This is a genomic window from Streptomyces sp. NPDC051217 (genome assembly GCF_044455465.1).
Classification (GTDB): Bacteria; Actinomycetota; Actinomycetes; order Streptomycetales; family Streptomycetaceae; genus Streptomyces.
Genome location: NZ_JBITEV010000001.1, coordinates 102,487 through 116,830 on the forward strand (window position 1 = coordinate 102,487; position 14,344 = coordinate 116,830).

Here is a 14,344-nt window from a genome sequence, read left to right on the forward strand (position 1 = left end):
TGAACAAGAACGTCCCCTCGGGTCCAACGAGCGGTGCACGCGCCGTAAATCACGCCGTCCGGACATACCCCTCCGGAGACCCCGAACCCCGCCCGTCAGCCGACAACCGCAACCCGGCAACCCACCCCGACCCAGCCCGCGCCGGAGGCGCCCCGTCAGCCCGTGGACGCCGTCGCCGTCAGCGCCCGCGTGAGCAGCGGCGCCACCTGCTCCACCTGCCACCGCCGCGCGCCGTGCGCGGCCAGCGCCGCCGACACCGCCTCCACGCTCCGCTCCGCCGGCGGCTCCCAGCAGACCCGCCGCACCGTGTCAGGCGTGATCAGGTTCTCCTGCGGCATGTTCAGCCGCTCCGCCAGCGCCGTCACCGAGGCGCGGGCCGCCGAGAGCCTGGCCGCCGCCTCCGGGTCCTTGTCCGCCCACGAGCGCGGCGGCGGCGGACCGTTCAGCGGCTGTCCGGGCTGCGGCAGCTCCGCGTCGGGCAGCGCCTTCGCCCGGTCGATCGCCGTCTGCCACTGTTCGAGCTGGCGCCGCCCCATCCGGTGCCCGAAGCCGGGCAGCGCGGTGAGGGCGTGCACGCTGAGCGGCAGTGCCAGCGCGGCCTCGATGATCGCCCCGTCGCTGAGGACCTTGCCGGGGGACACGTCGCGTCGCTGCGCGGCCTGGTCGCGGGCGTTCCACAGCTCCCGTACGACGGCCATCTGCCGGCGCCGCCGGACCTTGTGCATACCGGACGTACGGCGCCACGGGTCCTTGCGCGGGGGCGGCGGCGGGGCGGAGGCGATCGCGTCGAACTCCTGCCAGGCCCAGTCCAGCTTGTTCTGCCGGTCCAGCTCCTTCTCCAGCGCGTTGCGCAGATCGACCAGCAGCTCGACGTCGAGCGCGGCGTAGCGCAGCCACGGCTCGGGGAGCGGTCTGGTCGACCAGTCGACGGCGGAGTGGCCCTTCTCCAGGGCGAACCCGAGAACATTCTCGACCATCGCGCCGAGGCCGACGCGCGGGAAGCCCGCGAGCCGTCCCGCCAGCTCGGTGTCGAACAGCCGCGTGGGGCGCATGCCTATTTCCCTCAGGCACGGCAGGTCCTGCGTCGCGGCGTGCAGGATCCACTCCGTACCGGCGAGGACATCGCCGAGGGCCGAGAGGTCGGGGCAGCCGACGGGATCGATCAGCGCGGTGCCCGCGCCCTCGCGGCGCAGCTGTACGAGGTAGGCGCTCTGCCCGTAGCGGTAGCCGGACGCCCGCTCGGCGTCGACGGCCAGCGGGCCGGTGCCCGCGGCGAAGGAAGCGATCACCTCGGCGAGCGCTTCTTCGGTGGCGACCACCGGCGGAATGCCTTCGCGAGGCTCCAACAAAGGGATCGGCGCCGTTTCGACGTCGGCCGGGGGAGCGCCCCCGGTGGTTCGCAGTGCTGGGTCTGCTGCGGTCTCTTGGGCGTCGGTCACGTGTCAAGGGTATCTGTGAACGGACGCCGCCCGCCGACGGAACGTTCCGTCGGCGGGCGATGCGGCCGGTGGGGAGGGTGAAACCGGTCAGTGAATGATTCCGGTACGGAGGGCCACGGCGACCATTCCCGCCCGGTCGCCCGTGCCGAGCTTGCGCGCGATGCGGGCGAGGTGGCTCTTGACGGTCAGGGCCGACAGGCCCATGGAGACGCCGATCGCCTTGTTCGACTGGCCTTCGGCGACCAGCCTGAGCACCTCGACCTCACGGCCGGAGAGCTCGCGGTAGCCGCCCGGGTGGCTCGGGGAACCCGGGGGGCGGCGGTGCATGCGGGGTCCGGCGCCGATGGGGGCGGCGCCGGGGCGGCCGGGGTGGCCGATGTTCGTGCGCGTACCGGTCACGACGTAGCCCTTGACGCCGCCCGCGAGGGCGTTGCGCACCGCGCCGATGTCGTCGGCTGCGGAGAGGGCGAGGCCGTTGGGCCAGCCTGCTGCCCGGGTCTCGGACAGCAGGGTCAGCCCGGAACCGTCGGGCAGGTGGACGTCGGCAACGCAGATGTCGCGTGGATTGCCGACGCGGGGACGCGCCTCCGCGATGGACGAAGCCTCGATGACGTCGCGTACTCCGAGAGCCCACAGATGGCGGGTGACGGTGGAGCGGACGCGAGGGTCGGCCACGACGACCATGGCCGTCGGCTTGTTCGGGCGGTAGGCGACCAGGCTTGCGGGCTGCTCGAGGAGAACGGACACCAGGCCTCCTGGGAAGGTGCGGGACGGGCCGGCTCTGGGGATGAAGCCGGGGGCGAACCGTGCTTGAAGGGTCATTGACCTCTTCGGCAGCAACCGGTCCCGCCTTTAGAGAATGATCACGAATTGATGAGTAACAATTCGGGCAATTCGGATGCGCGATCGATCATCCTGCGAGTGGGCCCCTCCCCGGAGCGCGGATTTCAGCCACCCCTCAGCGAGCCTGGGGGCCCCGGCGCTGGGGGAGCGAGACCACGCCCGCCCCCGGCTCCGTCGGGCCCGTCGGAGCCGCCGGAGGCAGCCCCGCGAGCTGGCACAGCAGATCGCACCAGGCCGCCAAGTGCGTTGCCGTGTCCGGGACTCCGCCCATGCCCTCGCGCGGCGTCCAGGAGGCCCGGATCTCGATCTGGGTCGCCGGACGGCGCTCGGAGAGCCCGCCGAAGTAGTGCGACCCCGCGCGGGTGACCGTGCCGCTCGGCTCCCCGTACGACAGACCGCGCGCTTCGAGCGCCCCGGTCAGCCACGACCAGCAGACCTCCGGGAGCAGCGGGTCCGCCGCCATCTCCGGCTCCAGCTCCGCCCGCACGAGCGTCACCAGCCGGAACGTGCCCTGCCAGGCGTCGTGTCCGTCCGGGTCGTGGAGCAGGACGAGCCTGCCGTCGGCCAGGTCGTCGTCCCCCTGGACCACCGCCGCCTCCAGCGCGTACGCGTGCGGTGCGAGCCGCTGAGGAGGCTTGGTCGGGTCGATCTCCATCTCGGGGCGCAGCCGCGCCGTCCGCAAAGCTTCGACGGCCAGTCGGAACGCGGACGGGACGGAGTCCCCCTCCGTACCCCCCGTATCGCCGACGCCGTTGGAATGATCAGAAAACTGTCCCTGAGCCGCAGCCATGCGGGGAAGAGTAGGCGGAACGAGCGTCCCGTGCGGTGAAGGACACCCGGCCCGGGGCGGCCGCTTCTGTGTACATGCGAAGATTCTGGGCGTGAGCGCCAACGACCGCCCCTCGGGCCAGCCGACGAAGACCGCGCCGACAGCGGCGACACTCGCCACCCGCGACTCCGCCTTCATGAAGGCGTGCAGGCGGGAGCCCGTGCCGCACACCCCGGTGTGGTTCATGCGGCAGGCGGGCCGGTCGTTGCCCGAGTACCGCAAGCTGCGCGAGGGCACGGCGATGCTGGAGTCGTGTATGCGGCCCGACATGGTCACCGAGATCACGCTCCAGCCGGTACGCAGGCACGGGGTCGACGCCGCGATCTACTTCAGCGACATCGTCGTCCCGCTCAAGGCCATCGGGGTCGACCTCGACATCAAGCCGGGCGTCGGCCCCGTCGTCGCACATCCCATTCGCTCGCGCGCCGACCTCGCGCAGCTGCGGGACCTGACGCCGGACGACGTCCACTACGTCACCGAGGCGATGGGCATGCTCACCGCCGAGCTGGGGTCCACCCCGCTCATCGGCTTCGCGGGCGCCCCGTTCACCCTCGCGAGCTACCTCGTGGAGGGCGGGCCGTCCCGTAACCACGAGAACACCAAGGCCATGATTTACGGCGACCCGGAACTCTGGGCCGAGCTGCTCGACCGGCTCGCGGAGATCACCGGCGCGTTCCTCAAGGTGCAGATCGAGGCGGGCGCCAGCGCCGTACAGCTCTTCGACTCCTGGGTCGGCGCGCTCGCCCCCGCCGACTACCGGCGCTCCGCCATGCCCGCGTCCGCCAAGGTCTTCGACATGATCGCCGGATACGGCGTGCCGCGTATCCACTTCGGTGTCGGTACGGGCGAACTGCTCGGCCTGATGGGAGAGGCGGGCGCGGACGTCGTCGGCGTCGACTGGCGCGTACCGCTGGACGAGGCGGCCCGTCGCGTCGGCCCCGGCAAGGCGCTCCAGGGCAATCTCGACCCGGCGGTCCTCTTCGCCCCCACGCGGGCCGTGGAGACGAAGACCGACGAAGTCCTCGACGCCGCCAAGGGGTTGGAGGGGCACATCTTCAATCTGGGGCACGGGGTGCTCCCGGCCATGGACCCGGACTCGCTGACACGCCTCGTCGAGTACGTCCACACCCGGACCGCACGCTAGATCGCCTCACCAGCCCGCCTTCCTGACGGCGGCCGTCGCCTTGCGGGCCGCCACCAGGACCGGGTCCCAGACCGGTGAGAACGGCGGCGCGTAGCCCAGGTCCAGAGCCGTCATCTGTTCCACCGTCATCCGGGCCGTGAGGGCGACCGCCGCGATGTCCACCCGCTTCGCGGCGCCCTCGGCGCCCACGATCTGCACGCCGAGCAGCCGGCCCGACCGGCGTTCGGCGAGCATCTTCACCGTCATCAGCGGCGCCCCCGGCAGATACCCGGCGGTGCCGGTGGACTCGATGGTCGCCGAGACGTACTGGAGCCCCGCCGCGCGGGCGTCCTTCTCGCGCAGCCCCGTCCGGGCGATCTCCCGGTCGCAGACCTTGCTGACGGCGGTGCCGACGACGCCCGGGAACGTGCCGTAGTCGCCGCCCACGTTGGCGCCGATGATCTGGCCGTGCTTGTTGGCGTGCGTGCCCAGCGCGATATGGCGGGTGGTGCCCGTGACCAGGTCCAGCACCTCCACGCAGTCGCCGCCCGCCCAGATGTTCTCGTGGCCGCGTACCCGCATCGACAGATCGGTGAGGAGCCCGCGGTGCGGGCCGAGCGGCAGACCGGCGGCTTCGGCGAGCGCCGTCTCCGGGCGGACACCGATGCCGAGGACGACGACGTCCGCCGGGTACTCGGCGTCGTCGGTCACGACCGCCCTGACCCGGCCGTCGTCGCCGGTCAGGATCTTGGAGACGGCCGCGCCGCCGACCGTCGTGATGCCGAGGCCGTCCATCGCCTCGTGGACCAGGCGGCCCATGTCCGGGTCCAGCGTGGCCATCGGTTGCTCGTCGCGGTGCAGGACGGTGACCTCGTAACCGCGCTTGAGGAGTGCCTCCGCCATCTCGACGCCGATGTATCCCGCGCCCACGACGACCGCGCGTCCGCCGCCGTCCGCGCGGGCCAGTGTCTCGATCAGCGCCTGTCCGTCGCCGAGGGTCTGCACACCGTGCACGCCGGGGGCGTCGATGCCCGGCAGCGGGGGCCGGATCGGTCGCGCGCCCGTGGCGATCACCAGCTTGTCGTAGCCCGTCCACGACTCGGTCCCGGTGTCCAGATCCCGGGCCAGGACCCGACCGCCCCCGGTGTCGATCCGTACGATCTCGGTGCGCATCCGCAGATCGATCGCGCGCTCCCGGTGCTCCTCGGGGGTGCGGGCGATGAGGTCGTCCAGCCGCTCGACGTCGCCGCCGACCCAGTACGGGATGCCGCACGCCGAGTACGAGGCGAAGTCGCCGCGCTCGAAGGCGACGATCTCCAGCTCCTCGGGCCCCTTGAACCTGCGGGCCTGCGACGCGGCGGACATTCCCGCCGCGTCGCCGCCGATGACCACCAAGCGCTCCGCTGCCATTGCGCGTCCCCTTCGGATGTGTGCGGGGTACCGCGTACCCCGCACACAGACGCTACGCGGAGGCGCCGGTTCAGTCCTGCTTGCCCGCGTCCGGCGACTGCGCCGGCGCCGGTGCGGGGTCCGGGGCGGGAGCCGCCGCGGGCTCCGGTGCCGGTGCCGGGGTCGCGACGGGCGTACGCCGTGCCCCCAGGCCCAGCAGCCGCACGCCGAACAGCCGCCACAGCACGTACAGCACCGCCAGCGCCGCCGCGAACGGCAGGATCGCGGCCAGCACGACCACGGTCCACCGCAGCATCGACACGAACGCGTCCCAGCCGCCGCCGAGCGCGTCGAGGAAGCCCGGGTCGTCGTCCCCCTCCTCCTTCTCCTTCGTCTCCTCGCTCAGGTCGAGCGTGACCGTCGCCATGGTCGTCCGGTCGGCGAGCGACGCCTGCCTGGCCAGCAGGGATTCCAACTCGGCCTGGCGATTGTTCAGTTGGGTCTCCAGGGCCACCACGTCCGTGATGTCCTCGGCCTGGTCCATCAGATCCCGTACGCGGGTCACGCTCGCGCGCTGCGTCGCGATACGGCTCTTCACGTCGACCACCTGCTCGGTGACGTCCTTCGCGTTCGCCGTGCGCGCCAACAGCTTTCCGGTGCCCGCGAGTTCCTTGAGGACGGAGTCGTACTCCGCCTCCGGGACCCGCAGCACGACCTTCGAGGTCACATGAGTGTCATCGATGCGCTCCGTGGTCTCGTCCTCGATCTCGCCGCCCGCCCCGAGCGCGACCGAACGGGCCGTGGCGAGCGCCTTCGTCACGCTCTTCACCTCCACGGAGAGGGAGGCGGTGCGGATCACATGGGTCGTCGCCGAGTCCGCGCCGGCCTCCGTCCCCTTCTCGGCCAGCTGCTCGCTTCCCTTGTCGGCCGCCGCCTCCGGGGCGGCGGCCCCCTGCCCGCCCCTCGCCGGTCCGGCCTGGCTGTCGGCCTTCATGTCTCCGCTGTCCGAACCGCCCGCACTGCACCCCGCCAGGGCCAGTGAAACGGTGAGAAGTGCTGCCGCGAACGCGGGAAGTGCACGCATGTCGGTCCCCCCAAAGAAGCCGAGCGCTGATATCGGGGGTTCGACGGACGGGCGGGGGTGCGGGTTGCGTTTTTCCGGTCGCGAAGCGGTCACGGTCGGGACTCGGTACGGACCGGGCCGTGAAGGCCGGTCCGCAGGTGGTCTGAGAGAGTGGAGGCCATGGTGAGCAGTCCGAATCACGCGCCCACACCCGACGCCACATCTGTGCCGGACGCCGCGCGTACGCCCCATGTCGTCGTCATCGGGGGCGGCATCGCCGGTCTCGCCGCGGCCGACCGGCTGCTGTCCGCCGGGGCCCGTGTGACGCTCCTGGAGGCGACCGACCGCCTCGGCGGCAAACTCCGGGCCGGCGAGATCGAGGGCGCCCCCGTCGACCTCGGCGCCGAGTCCATGCTCGCGCGCCGCCCCGAGGCCGTCGCCCTCGCACGCTCCGTGGGGCTCGGTGAGCGCCTCCAGCGGCCCGCCACGACCTCCGCCTCAGTCTGGTCGCGCGGCGGGCTCCACACCATGCCCAAGGGCCATGTGATGGGCGTGCCGGCCGACGCCTCGGCCCTCGCCGGTCTGCTCTCCGCAGAGGGCGTCGCCAGGATCGACCGCGAGCGGGATCTCCGCCCGGTGGCCGTCGGCGATGACGTGTCCATCGGCGAGTACGTCGCGGAGCGGCTGGGCCACGAGGTGGTGGACCGGCTGGTGGAGCCGCTGCTCGGTGGCGTCTACGCGGGCGACGCCTACCGCATCTCCATGCGCGCCGCCGTCCCCCAGCTCTTCGAGGCGCTCCGCACCCACGGCTCACTGCTCGACGCCGTCCGCGCCGTCCAGGCCAAGGCCGCCGAAAATCCGCGCACCGACGCCGTGTTCGCCGGTATCGACGGCGGCGTCGGCCGACTGCCGGGCGCCGTGGCCGATGCCGTACGGGCGCGTGGAGGAGACATCCGTACGCGGACGCCCGTCCTCGCCCTCACCCGCACCGCCGACGGCTGGGCGGTCCGGACCGAGCGGGAGATCGTCGCCGCCGACGGGGTGATCCTGGCCAACCCCGCCTGGTCCGCCTCCGCCCTTCTCGCGCACGAGTCACCCGCCGCGTCCGCCGGACTCGCGGAGATCGAGTACGCCTCCATGGCGCTGGTGACGATGGCCTTCCGCCGCGCAGCCCTCACGGACCTGCCCGGCCTGCCCGACGGCAGCGGCTTCCTCGTGCCGCCCGTCGACGGCCGCACCATCAAGGCCGCGACGTTCTCCACCCGTAAGTGGGGCTGGGTCGCCGAGTCGGCGCCGGACCTCTTCGTCCTGCGTACGTCCATCGGGCGGTACGGCGAGGAGGAGCGGCTCCAGCACGAGGACGCCGAACTCGTCGGGGCGTCCCTGCGCGACCTCGGCGCGGCCACCGGGCTCGCCGCGCGGCCCGTGGCCACCGAGGTGACCCGGTGGATCGGGGGCCTGCCCCAGTACCCGGTGGGCCACCCCGCCCGCGTCGCACGCATCCGCGAGGCCGTCGCCGAACTCCCCGGACTGCGCGTCTGCGGCGCCCCGTACGACGGTGTCGGCATCCCCGCCTGTATCGCGAGCGCCCGGCGCGCCGCCGACGAGATCATGGCGACGCCGACCCTGGCGCGGGGCACGGATCGGGGCGCGGGAGAATAGCCGTATGACTTCCGCACCAGACAAGACCCCCAACGCGGGCAAGAAGGCCAAGGACCTCAACGACGTGATCCGCTACACGCTGTGGTCCGTCTTCAAGCTGCGCGATCTGCTGCCGGAGGACCGGGCCGGTTACGCCGACGAGGTCCAGGAGCTGTTCGACCAGCTCGCCGCCAAGGACATCACCGTGCGCGGCACGTACGACGTGTCCGGGCTGCGCGCCGACGCCGACCTGATGATCTGGTGGCACGCCGGGACCGCGGACGAGCTCCAGGGCGCGTACAACCTCTTCCGCCGCACGAAGCTCGGGCGGACGCTCGACCCCGTGTGGTCGAACATGGCGCTGCACCGCCCCGCCGAGTTCAACAAGTCGCACGTGCCGGCCTTCCTGGCCGACGAGAAGGCGCGCGACTACGTGAGCGTCTACCCCTTCGTGCGCTCGTACGACTGGTATCTGCTGCCCGACGAGGAGCGGCGTACGATGCTCGCCGACCATGGAAAGATGGCCCGTGGATATCCGGACGTCCGCGCCAACACCGTGTCATCCTTCTCGCTCGGTGACTATGAGTGGATTCTCGCCTTCGAGGCCGACGAACTGGACCGTATCGTCGACCTGATGCGTCATCTGCGGGGTTCGAAGGCACGGCTGTACGTACGGGAAGAGGTGCCGTTCTACACGGGCCGCCGGAAGTCGGTCGCGGACCTGGTCGACGGACTCGCCTGACCACGCTTGATCCACAGGCGCGGACCGTGATCCGCGTAGCGTGATCGCACAACTGCATGACGGCCGGGTCCGCCCTCGGGTGGCCCGGTCGTCCCACCCGGAAGATCAGACGACCGGCGGCAGCCCGCGGCCGGACCTCTCGTCCAGCGACACCGGGTCCGGCTCCGGGTCGCACCGGTCGCCGACCTGCGCAGACGCGGTGAATCACGGGGAAGTTCGGCTTTCTTCCCCGTAGTTGCCCGTGCTTCGCCGATCGCGACCGGTGGGCCCGGAGTTGTGCTTGCACGGGCCCTCCGGGGAGCGCGGGATCGGGATGCACAGAAGTGGAGCGTGCCATGACCACGAGCGGTGACCTGCTCATCGACGCCTTCGACCGGATCCGTGACACCGTCCACGAGGTGGTCGACGGGCTCTCCCCCGAGGCGCTCGCCGTACGCATCGACGAGGGCGCGAACTCGATCGCCTGGCTGGTCTGGCATCTCACCCGGATCCAGGACGATCACGTCGCCGATGCCGCGGGGACGGACGAGGTGTGGATCGCACAGGACTGGACGGGCCGGTTCGAACTTCCCTTCTCGCGGCACGCCACGGGGTACGGGCACTCGCCCAAGGACGTGGCGGCGGTCGGCGGGATCACGGGGGAGGCGCTGGTGGAATACCACGACGCCGTTCACGAGCGGACCGTCACGTACATCGGGACGCTTGAGGACGCCGACTACGCACGCGTCGTGGACCGGAACTGGGTCCCGGCCGTGACCCTCGGCGTGCGCCTGGTCAGCGTCATCTCCGACGATCTCCAGCATGTCGGCCAGGCCGCCTTCATCAAGGGCTGGCTGCAGCGGCCCTAGCGCGTGTCGTCCCCGGTCTCCGGCACGTCGTCCGCCTCCGGGCGCGTCAGGTACGAGAGCAGCTCCCGGGCCGCCGGGCCGGTGCGGCGTTCCTCCGGGACGGCCGCCGAGACCTCCCAGAGGCCGCTCTCCGCCCCGGCCAGCGGCACCGTACTGAGCGCGGCCGCCTGGTCCTTGCGGGCGATCGGGCGGGGCACCACGGCGATGCCGAGGCCGTGCCCGACCAGTTCGATCAGACTGTGCACGTCGTTGACCTCCAGGGCGACCCGCCGCTCGACGTCGACGGCCTCGAAGGCGCGGTCCGTGAGGCCACGGGCTCCCCAGTCCTGGTGGAAGTCCACGAAGACCTCGTCGGCGAGATCGGCCCACCGCGCCTCGGCCGCGCCCGCGAGCCGGTGACCGGGGTGGCAGAGCAGCACCATCGGCTCGCCGGCCAGCCGGACCAGCCGTACGCCCTCGGGTACGGTCCCGGACGCGACGACGAACGCCAGGTCCAGCCGCCCCTCCGCGACGTCGTCCACGAGTGACGCGGAGCCCGCCTGCCTCAGCCGAATCTCGACATCGGGGTGCTCGGACCGGAAACGCGCGAGCAGGCCGGGGACGTGTACGCCGGTGACGCACTGCTCGGTGCCGACCGACAGCGTGCCGCGCATCAGCCCCTGTACGGCGGCGACCGCCTCCTTGCCCGCCCGTACGCTCGCCAGTGCGCGCGAGGCCTCCACGAGCAGCGCGCGCCCGGCGCCGGTCAGCTCCACCCTGCGGGTGGAGCGTACGAAGAGCGGGGCGCCCAGCTCACGTTCGAGCGCGCGCACGGACGCCGAGAGGCCCGACTGGGAGACCAGCAGCCGCTGGGCGGCCCTGGTGAAGTGCCGCTCTTCCGCGACGGCGACGAAGTACTCAAGATGACGGAGTTCCACGGGAGGCAGCCTAGGCGAGAACTTCCGTGTATGCGGCACATTGAGAAGCATGAGCGCTCAATGCGTTCGCTTTCTTCTATTGGACGCCCTGTCGGCGAGGGGGTGAGACTGTCCCAGGCCCGCCGGAACCGGCAGGTCGCAGCTGAGGCAAGGAGTGCGCCACACCATGAAGACTCGTCGTATCGGCACTGTCGATGTCAGCTCGATCGGGCTGGGCGGAATGCCGATGTCGATCGAGGGACGGCCCGACGAGGGCCGTTCCGTCGCCACCATCCACGCGGCGCTGGACGCCGGCGTGACGTTCATCGACACGGCCGACGCCTACCATCTGCTCGCCACCGACGTGGGCCACAACGAGTCCCTGATCGCCAAGGCGCTGGCCTCCCACAGCGCCGGCTCCGAGGTCCTGGTGGCCACGAAGGGCGGCCACCTGCGGCCCGGTGACGGCTCCTGGACGCTGAACGGCTCGCCGGAGTACATCAAGCGTGCCTGCGAGGAGTCGCTCCGCAGGCTCGGGGTGGAGTCGATAGGGCTGTACCAGTTCCACCGCCCGGACCCGAAGGTGCCGTACGAGGAGTCCGTCGGCGCCCTGCGTGACCTTCTCGACGAAGGCAAGATCCAGCAGGCCGGCATATCCAACGCCACCCCGGAGCGGATCCGCGCGGCCAACGAGATTCTGGGCGGCCGGCTCGTCTCCGTACAGAACCAGTTCTCGCCGGCGTTCCGTTCCAGCGAGCCGGAGCTCGACCTCTGTACGGAGCTGGGGATCGCCTTCCTGCCGTGGAGCCCGTTCGGCGGCATCAAGAACGCGGCCGGACTCGGTTCCTCCTACGCCGCGTTCAACCGCGTCGCCGAGGCCCACGGAGTGAGCCCGCAGCGCGTCTGCCTGGCCTGGATGCTGGCGAAGTCGCCCGTCGTGGTGCCGATCCCGGGCTCCAGCCGTCCCGAGACCATCATCGACTCGGTCGGCGCGGCGGACCTCGCACTCAGCCCCGCCGAGGTGGCGGAGCTGGACGCGGCCTGACCTCTGGCTCACAACAGGCCCAGCCCTCTTGGCTGTTGGGCGCGGACGATGAGATTCTTCGCCGGCGACCGACCCGAGTCGACTGCCCGGACAAGAGGAGTCCGCCGTGGCATTCGGTCGTCGGCGGCGCGCTGCTTCAGGGTGCGGCGGGCCTAAGGGCTGTCCCGTAATCCCCGGCGGGCGCACGACGACAGCCACGGCACCTCGCCGTGTTGTCGGATCGCCCGAATACGCCCGGTATGAGGACGACCCTCCGCCTTGCGATGTACCGCATCTGACGCCGCGCGCTGATCCACCGGGGATTACGGGACAGCCCTTAGTGGGCGGGGCGCCGGCGCGACCACGATGCCCAGTGGTGTCTTGCTGAACGCGTCGCCGGCACCGGTCCGGCCCGTTGCCGGCGAGGCGGACGACATGGAACGGGTCCATCACCGGGACCGCGTCAGGGAGCCCTTCGGCGGCGGCGGTCTTGAACCCGGTGAACCCGTGTCGCAGGCGTGGGGCCTGGGCCCACTTGGATGTACCGAGGTAACGATCACTCCGCTGATCCGGGGTTTTTGCGCTGGTTGGCATTGAAGCGCGCTTTCTTCTGACGATTCCCGCACGTGTTCATGTCGCACCATTTGCGGGTGCGACTTTGGCTGGTGTCGAAGAAGGCGGCTCGGCAGGTTGGCGATGCGCACAAGGCCAATTTTCCGTCTCGTTCGCCTGAGATGACGCTGATCGCGTCGGCGGCGATCACGCTGAGGGCATCTTCCACGGAGGAAGTCGAGCTGAGCCGCCATCGCCGTTTTCCCTCGGGCGTCAGGATGGCCGCGGCCCGCCCCTGAGCGCTGCGGTCATTGATGACCTGGACAGCAGACGCAGGGAGAGCGTCCTGGATGGCGGCCGCTGTCGCGGCGGCGTGAATCGACTCCCTCAGTTCCCGAGCGAGGTCGAGCTGGGCGGTGGTGCAGGAGTCCACGGCGAGGCCGTTCACTGCCAGCCAGTCGACAAGTCGGTGCGGCGTGGGAATGCGCTCCACAGCGGCGCCATGACGCTCCGACAGAGTCCCCGTGAAGCTGGTCGCCAGCACATTGCCGAGGCGGAAGTCAGGGAACTCGGCACGCATGGAACCACCTTAGCGGGTTGCACACAGGCATGGAGGCCTGCTAGAACCGTCTAAGCTGGTTCGCGATGGATTTCAGCCGGTTCCGCGAAGGCCAGGAGGTCTCATGCCCCGTCCAACCAGCGACGTGCAAGCATTTGAAGCCCACGCGGCTGACGCCGACCTCGACGATCTGCGCGCGCGACTGGCCGCGGCGCGGCTGCCGGAGGCTGAGACGGTCTACCGCCCCGCGCCCGACCCTCACCGATGGGAACAGGGTGTTCCTCTCGCCGACCTCGTCGGTGTCGTGAACTACTGGCGCACCGGGTACAACTGGCGGTCGTTCGAAGCGAGCCTTAACCGGGTCGGCCAGTTCCGCACGACCATCGATGATCTGGGAATCCACTTCCTGCACCGCCGATCCGCGCGCGCAGATGCCACTCCTCTGATCTTGACGCACGGCTGGCCGGGCAGCATCGCTGAGTTCGTCGATGTAGTGGACGAGCTGGCAGATCCGAAAGACGCGGACGCGCCGGCGTTCCACGTCGTGGTCCCGTCGCTGCCAGGTTTTGGTTACAGCGACAAGCCGGCCACCACCGGGTGGGGAACCGAAAAGATCGCGGCCGCATGGGTGGAACTGATGGGAAGGCTCGGCTACAGCAAGTTCGCGGCCCACGGCGGCGACTGGGGAGGTGTGATCACCACGGTCCTCGGCGGCAGGTTCCCGGCTCACGTTCTCGGCATCCACACAACGTTCGCGCAGGCACCACCCGGGTTGACGACGGACGGGCTGACGGCGGTCGAGCGCGAGTGGACCGAGGAAACCCGCGATTTCTGGCGCCACCGCGCGGCGTACGCGAAGCAGCAGGCGACCCGACCGCAGACCATCGGCTACTCGCTCGTCGACTCACCGGTCGGGCTTCTTGCCTGGATCCTTGACAAGTTCGCCGAGTGGTCAGACACCGAAGACAGCCCGTTCGAGACGATTTCCAGAGACAGGGTTCTTGACGACGTCACCCTGTATTGGCTGACGCGGACCGGCGCATCGTCGGCCCGCATTTACTACGAGAGCCACAACTCGCTCGATCCCGGACTTCGGGTCGACGTCCCGTCAGCGATCAGTATGTATCCCCGCGACATCGAGAAGTGTCCGCGCGCCTGGGCACAGGAGCGGTACCGACAGATCGTCCGATGGAGGTCGCCCGAAACCGGAGGGCATTTCCCGTCCCTGGAGGTTCCCGAGTATTTCGTCAAAGATCTGCAAGAGGGCCTCGCGGCAGTGCTGGCCGCTCATCGGTGAACGCGGCTGGGTGCCGGCACACCCTCAACTGCGAAGAGCCGCATACGTACCGCACTCGGCGCCGACGGAAGAGGAAAGGCGGGTGCCAGGCCCTGCCAC

The 14,344-nt window shown here is 70.8% G+C and carries 13 protein-coding genes and 1 pseudogene; 6 read left to right on the plus strand and 8 right to left on the minus strand.

Annotated elements, in window-relative coordinates; all coding sequences use genetic code 11:
* Positions 1 to 155: 155 nt before the first annotated feature.
* The 3 genes from ACIBBB_RS00520 to ACIBBB_RS00530 all read right to left on the minus strand — a co-directional run bounded on the left by ACIBBB_RS00520 (position 156) and on the right by ACIBBB_RS00530 (position 3,072).
* Positions 156 to 1,439 carry an HRDC domain-containing protein gene (locus tag ACIBBB_RS00520; RefSeq protein ID WP_398977223.1) on the minus strand — a complete coding sequence of 428 codons (1,284 nt, stop codon included), beginning with the start codon at positions 1,437 to 1,439 and terminating at the stop codon, positions 156 to 158.
* 87 nt (positions 1,440 to 1,526) lie between these two features.
* Positions 1,527 to 2,186: a response regulator transcription factor gene (locus ACIBBB_RS00525; RefSeq protein WP_023537917.1), complete on the minus strand. Its 660-nt coding sequence runs from the start codon at positions 2,184 to 2,186 to the stop codon at positions 1,527 to 1,529.
* A gap of 211 nt (positions 2,187 to 2,397) precedes the next feature.
* Positions 2,398 to 3,072 carry a DUF3000 domain-containing protein gene (locus ACIBBB_RS00530; RefSeq protein WP_398977225.1) on the minus strand — a complete coding sequence of 225 codons (675 nt, stop codon included), beginning with the start codon at positions 3,070 to 3,072 and terminating at the stop codon, positions 2,398 to 2,400.
* 91 nt (positions 3,073 to 3,163) lie between these two features.
* Here ACIBBB_RS00530 and hemE point away from each other — a divergent pair, with 91 nt between their 5' ends.
* A complete protein-coding gene (gene hemE / locus ACIBBB_RS00535) occupies positions 3,164 to 4,255 on the plus strand; it encodes a uroporphyrinogen decarboxylase (protein ID WP_398977227.1) in 1,092 nt (363 codons plus the stop codon).
* A 6-nt stretch (positions 4,256 to 4,261) separates the two neighbouring features.
* Here the strand turns inward: hemE and ACIBBB_RS00540 are convergent, their stop codons facing one another.
* Positions 4,262 to 5,644 (minus strand): FAD-dependent oxidoreductase, encoded by a 1,383-nt coding sequence (locus ACIBBB_RS00540; protein WP_398977230.1) that lies wholly within the window; start codon positions 5,642 to 5,644, stop codon positions 4,262 to 4,264.
* Positions 5,645 to 5,714: 70 nt separating this feature from the next.
* Complete coding sequence (locus ACIBBB_RS00545) at positions 5,715 to 6,707, minus strand: DUF4349 domain-containing protein (protein WP_398977232.1); 993 nt, start codon at positions 6,705 to 6,707, stop codon at positions 5,715 to 5,717.
* Positions 6,708 to 6,866: 159 nt separating this feature from the next.
* Here ACIBBB_RS00545 and hemG point away from each other — a divergent pair, with 159 nt between their 5' ends.
* The 3 genes from hemG (at position 6,867) to ACIBBB_RS00560 (ending at position 9,917) form a co-directional block, all read left to right on the plus strand.
* Positions 6,867 to 8,348 carry a protoporphyrinogen oxidase gene (gene hemG, locus ACIBBB_RS00550; protein ID WP_398977234.1) on the plus strand — a complete coding sequence of 494 codons (1,482 nt, stop codon included), beginning with the start codon at positions 6,867 to 6,869 and terminating at the stop codon, positions 8,346 to 8,348.
* Positions 8,349 to 8,352: 4 nt separating this feature from the next.
* Entirely contained in the window at positions 8,353 to 9,069 is a 717-nt protein-coding gene (gene hemQ / locus ACIBBB_RS00555; protein WP_398977236.1) for a hydrogen peroxide-dependent heme synthase, read from the plus strand.
* 335 nt (positions 9,070 to 9,404) lie between these two features.
* On the plus strand, positions 9,405 to 9,917 hold the full coding sequence (locus ACIBBB_RS00560) for a DUF664 domain-containing protein (RefSeq protein ID WP_398977238.1): 513 nt from the start codon (positions 9,405 to 9,407) through the stop codon (positions 9,915 to 9,917).
* Here ACIBBB_RS00560 and ACIBBB_RS00565 read toward each other — a convergent pair.
* Complete coding sequence (locus ACIBBB_RS00565) at positions 9,914 to 10,834, minus strand: LysR family transcriptional regulator (protein ID WP_398977240.1); 921 nt, start codon at positions 10,832 to 10,834, stop codon at positions 9,914 to 9,916. The two genes, ACIBBB_RS00560 and ACIBBB_RS00565, sit on opposite strands and share 4 nt — an antisense overlap.
* A gap of 166 nt (positions 10,835 to 11,000) precedes the next feature.
* Between ACIBBB_RS00565 and ACIBBB_RS00570 the strand changes: the two genes are divergently transcribed.
* A complete protein-coding gene (locus ACIBBB_RS00570; RefSeq protein ID WP_398977242.1) occupies positions 11,001 to 11,858 on the plus strand; it encodes an aldo/keto reductase in 858 nt (285 codons plus the stop codon).
* 324 nt (positions 11,859 to 12,182) lie between these two features.
* Here the strand turns inward: ACIBBB_RS00570 and ACIBBB_RS00575 are convergent.
* Positions 12,183 to 12,344 (minus strand): annotated as a pseudogene (locus tag ACIBBB_RS00575) (transposase); the annotation flags it as partial.
* 49 nt (positions 12,345 to 12,393) lie between these two features.
* A complete protein-coding gene (locus ACIBBB_RS00580) occupies positions 12,394 to 12,969 on the minus strand; it encodes a CGNR zinc finger domain-containing protein (RefSeq protein WP_398977244.1) in 576 nt (191 codons plus the stop codon).
* Between the two features lie 103 nt (positions 12,970 to 13,072).
* Here ACIBBB_RS00580 and ACIBBB_RS00585 point away from each other — a divergent pair, with 103 nt between their 5' ends.
* Entirely contained in the window at positions 13,073 to 14,245 is a 1,173-nt protein-coding gene (locus ACIBBB_RS00585; protein ID WP_398977245.1) for an epoxide hydrolase family protein, read from the plus strand.
* Positions 14,246 to 14,344 lie beyond the last annotated feature (99 nt).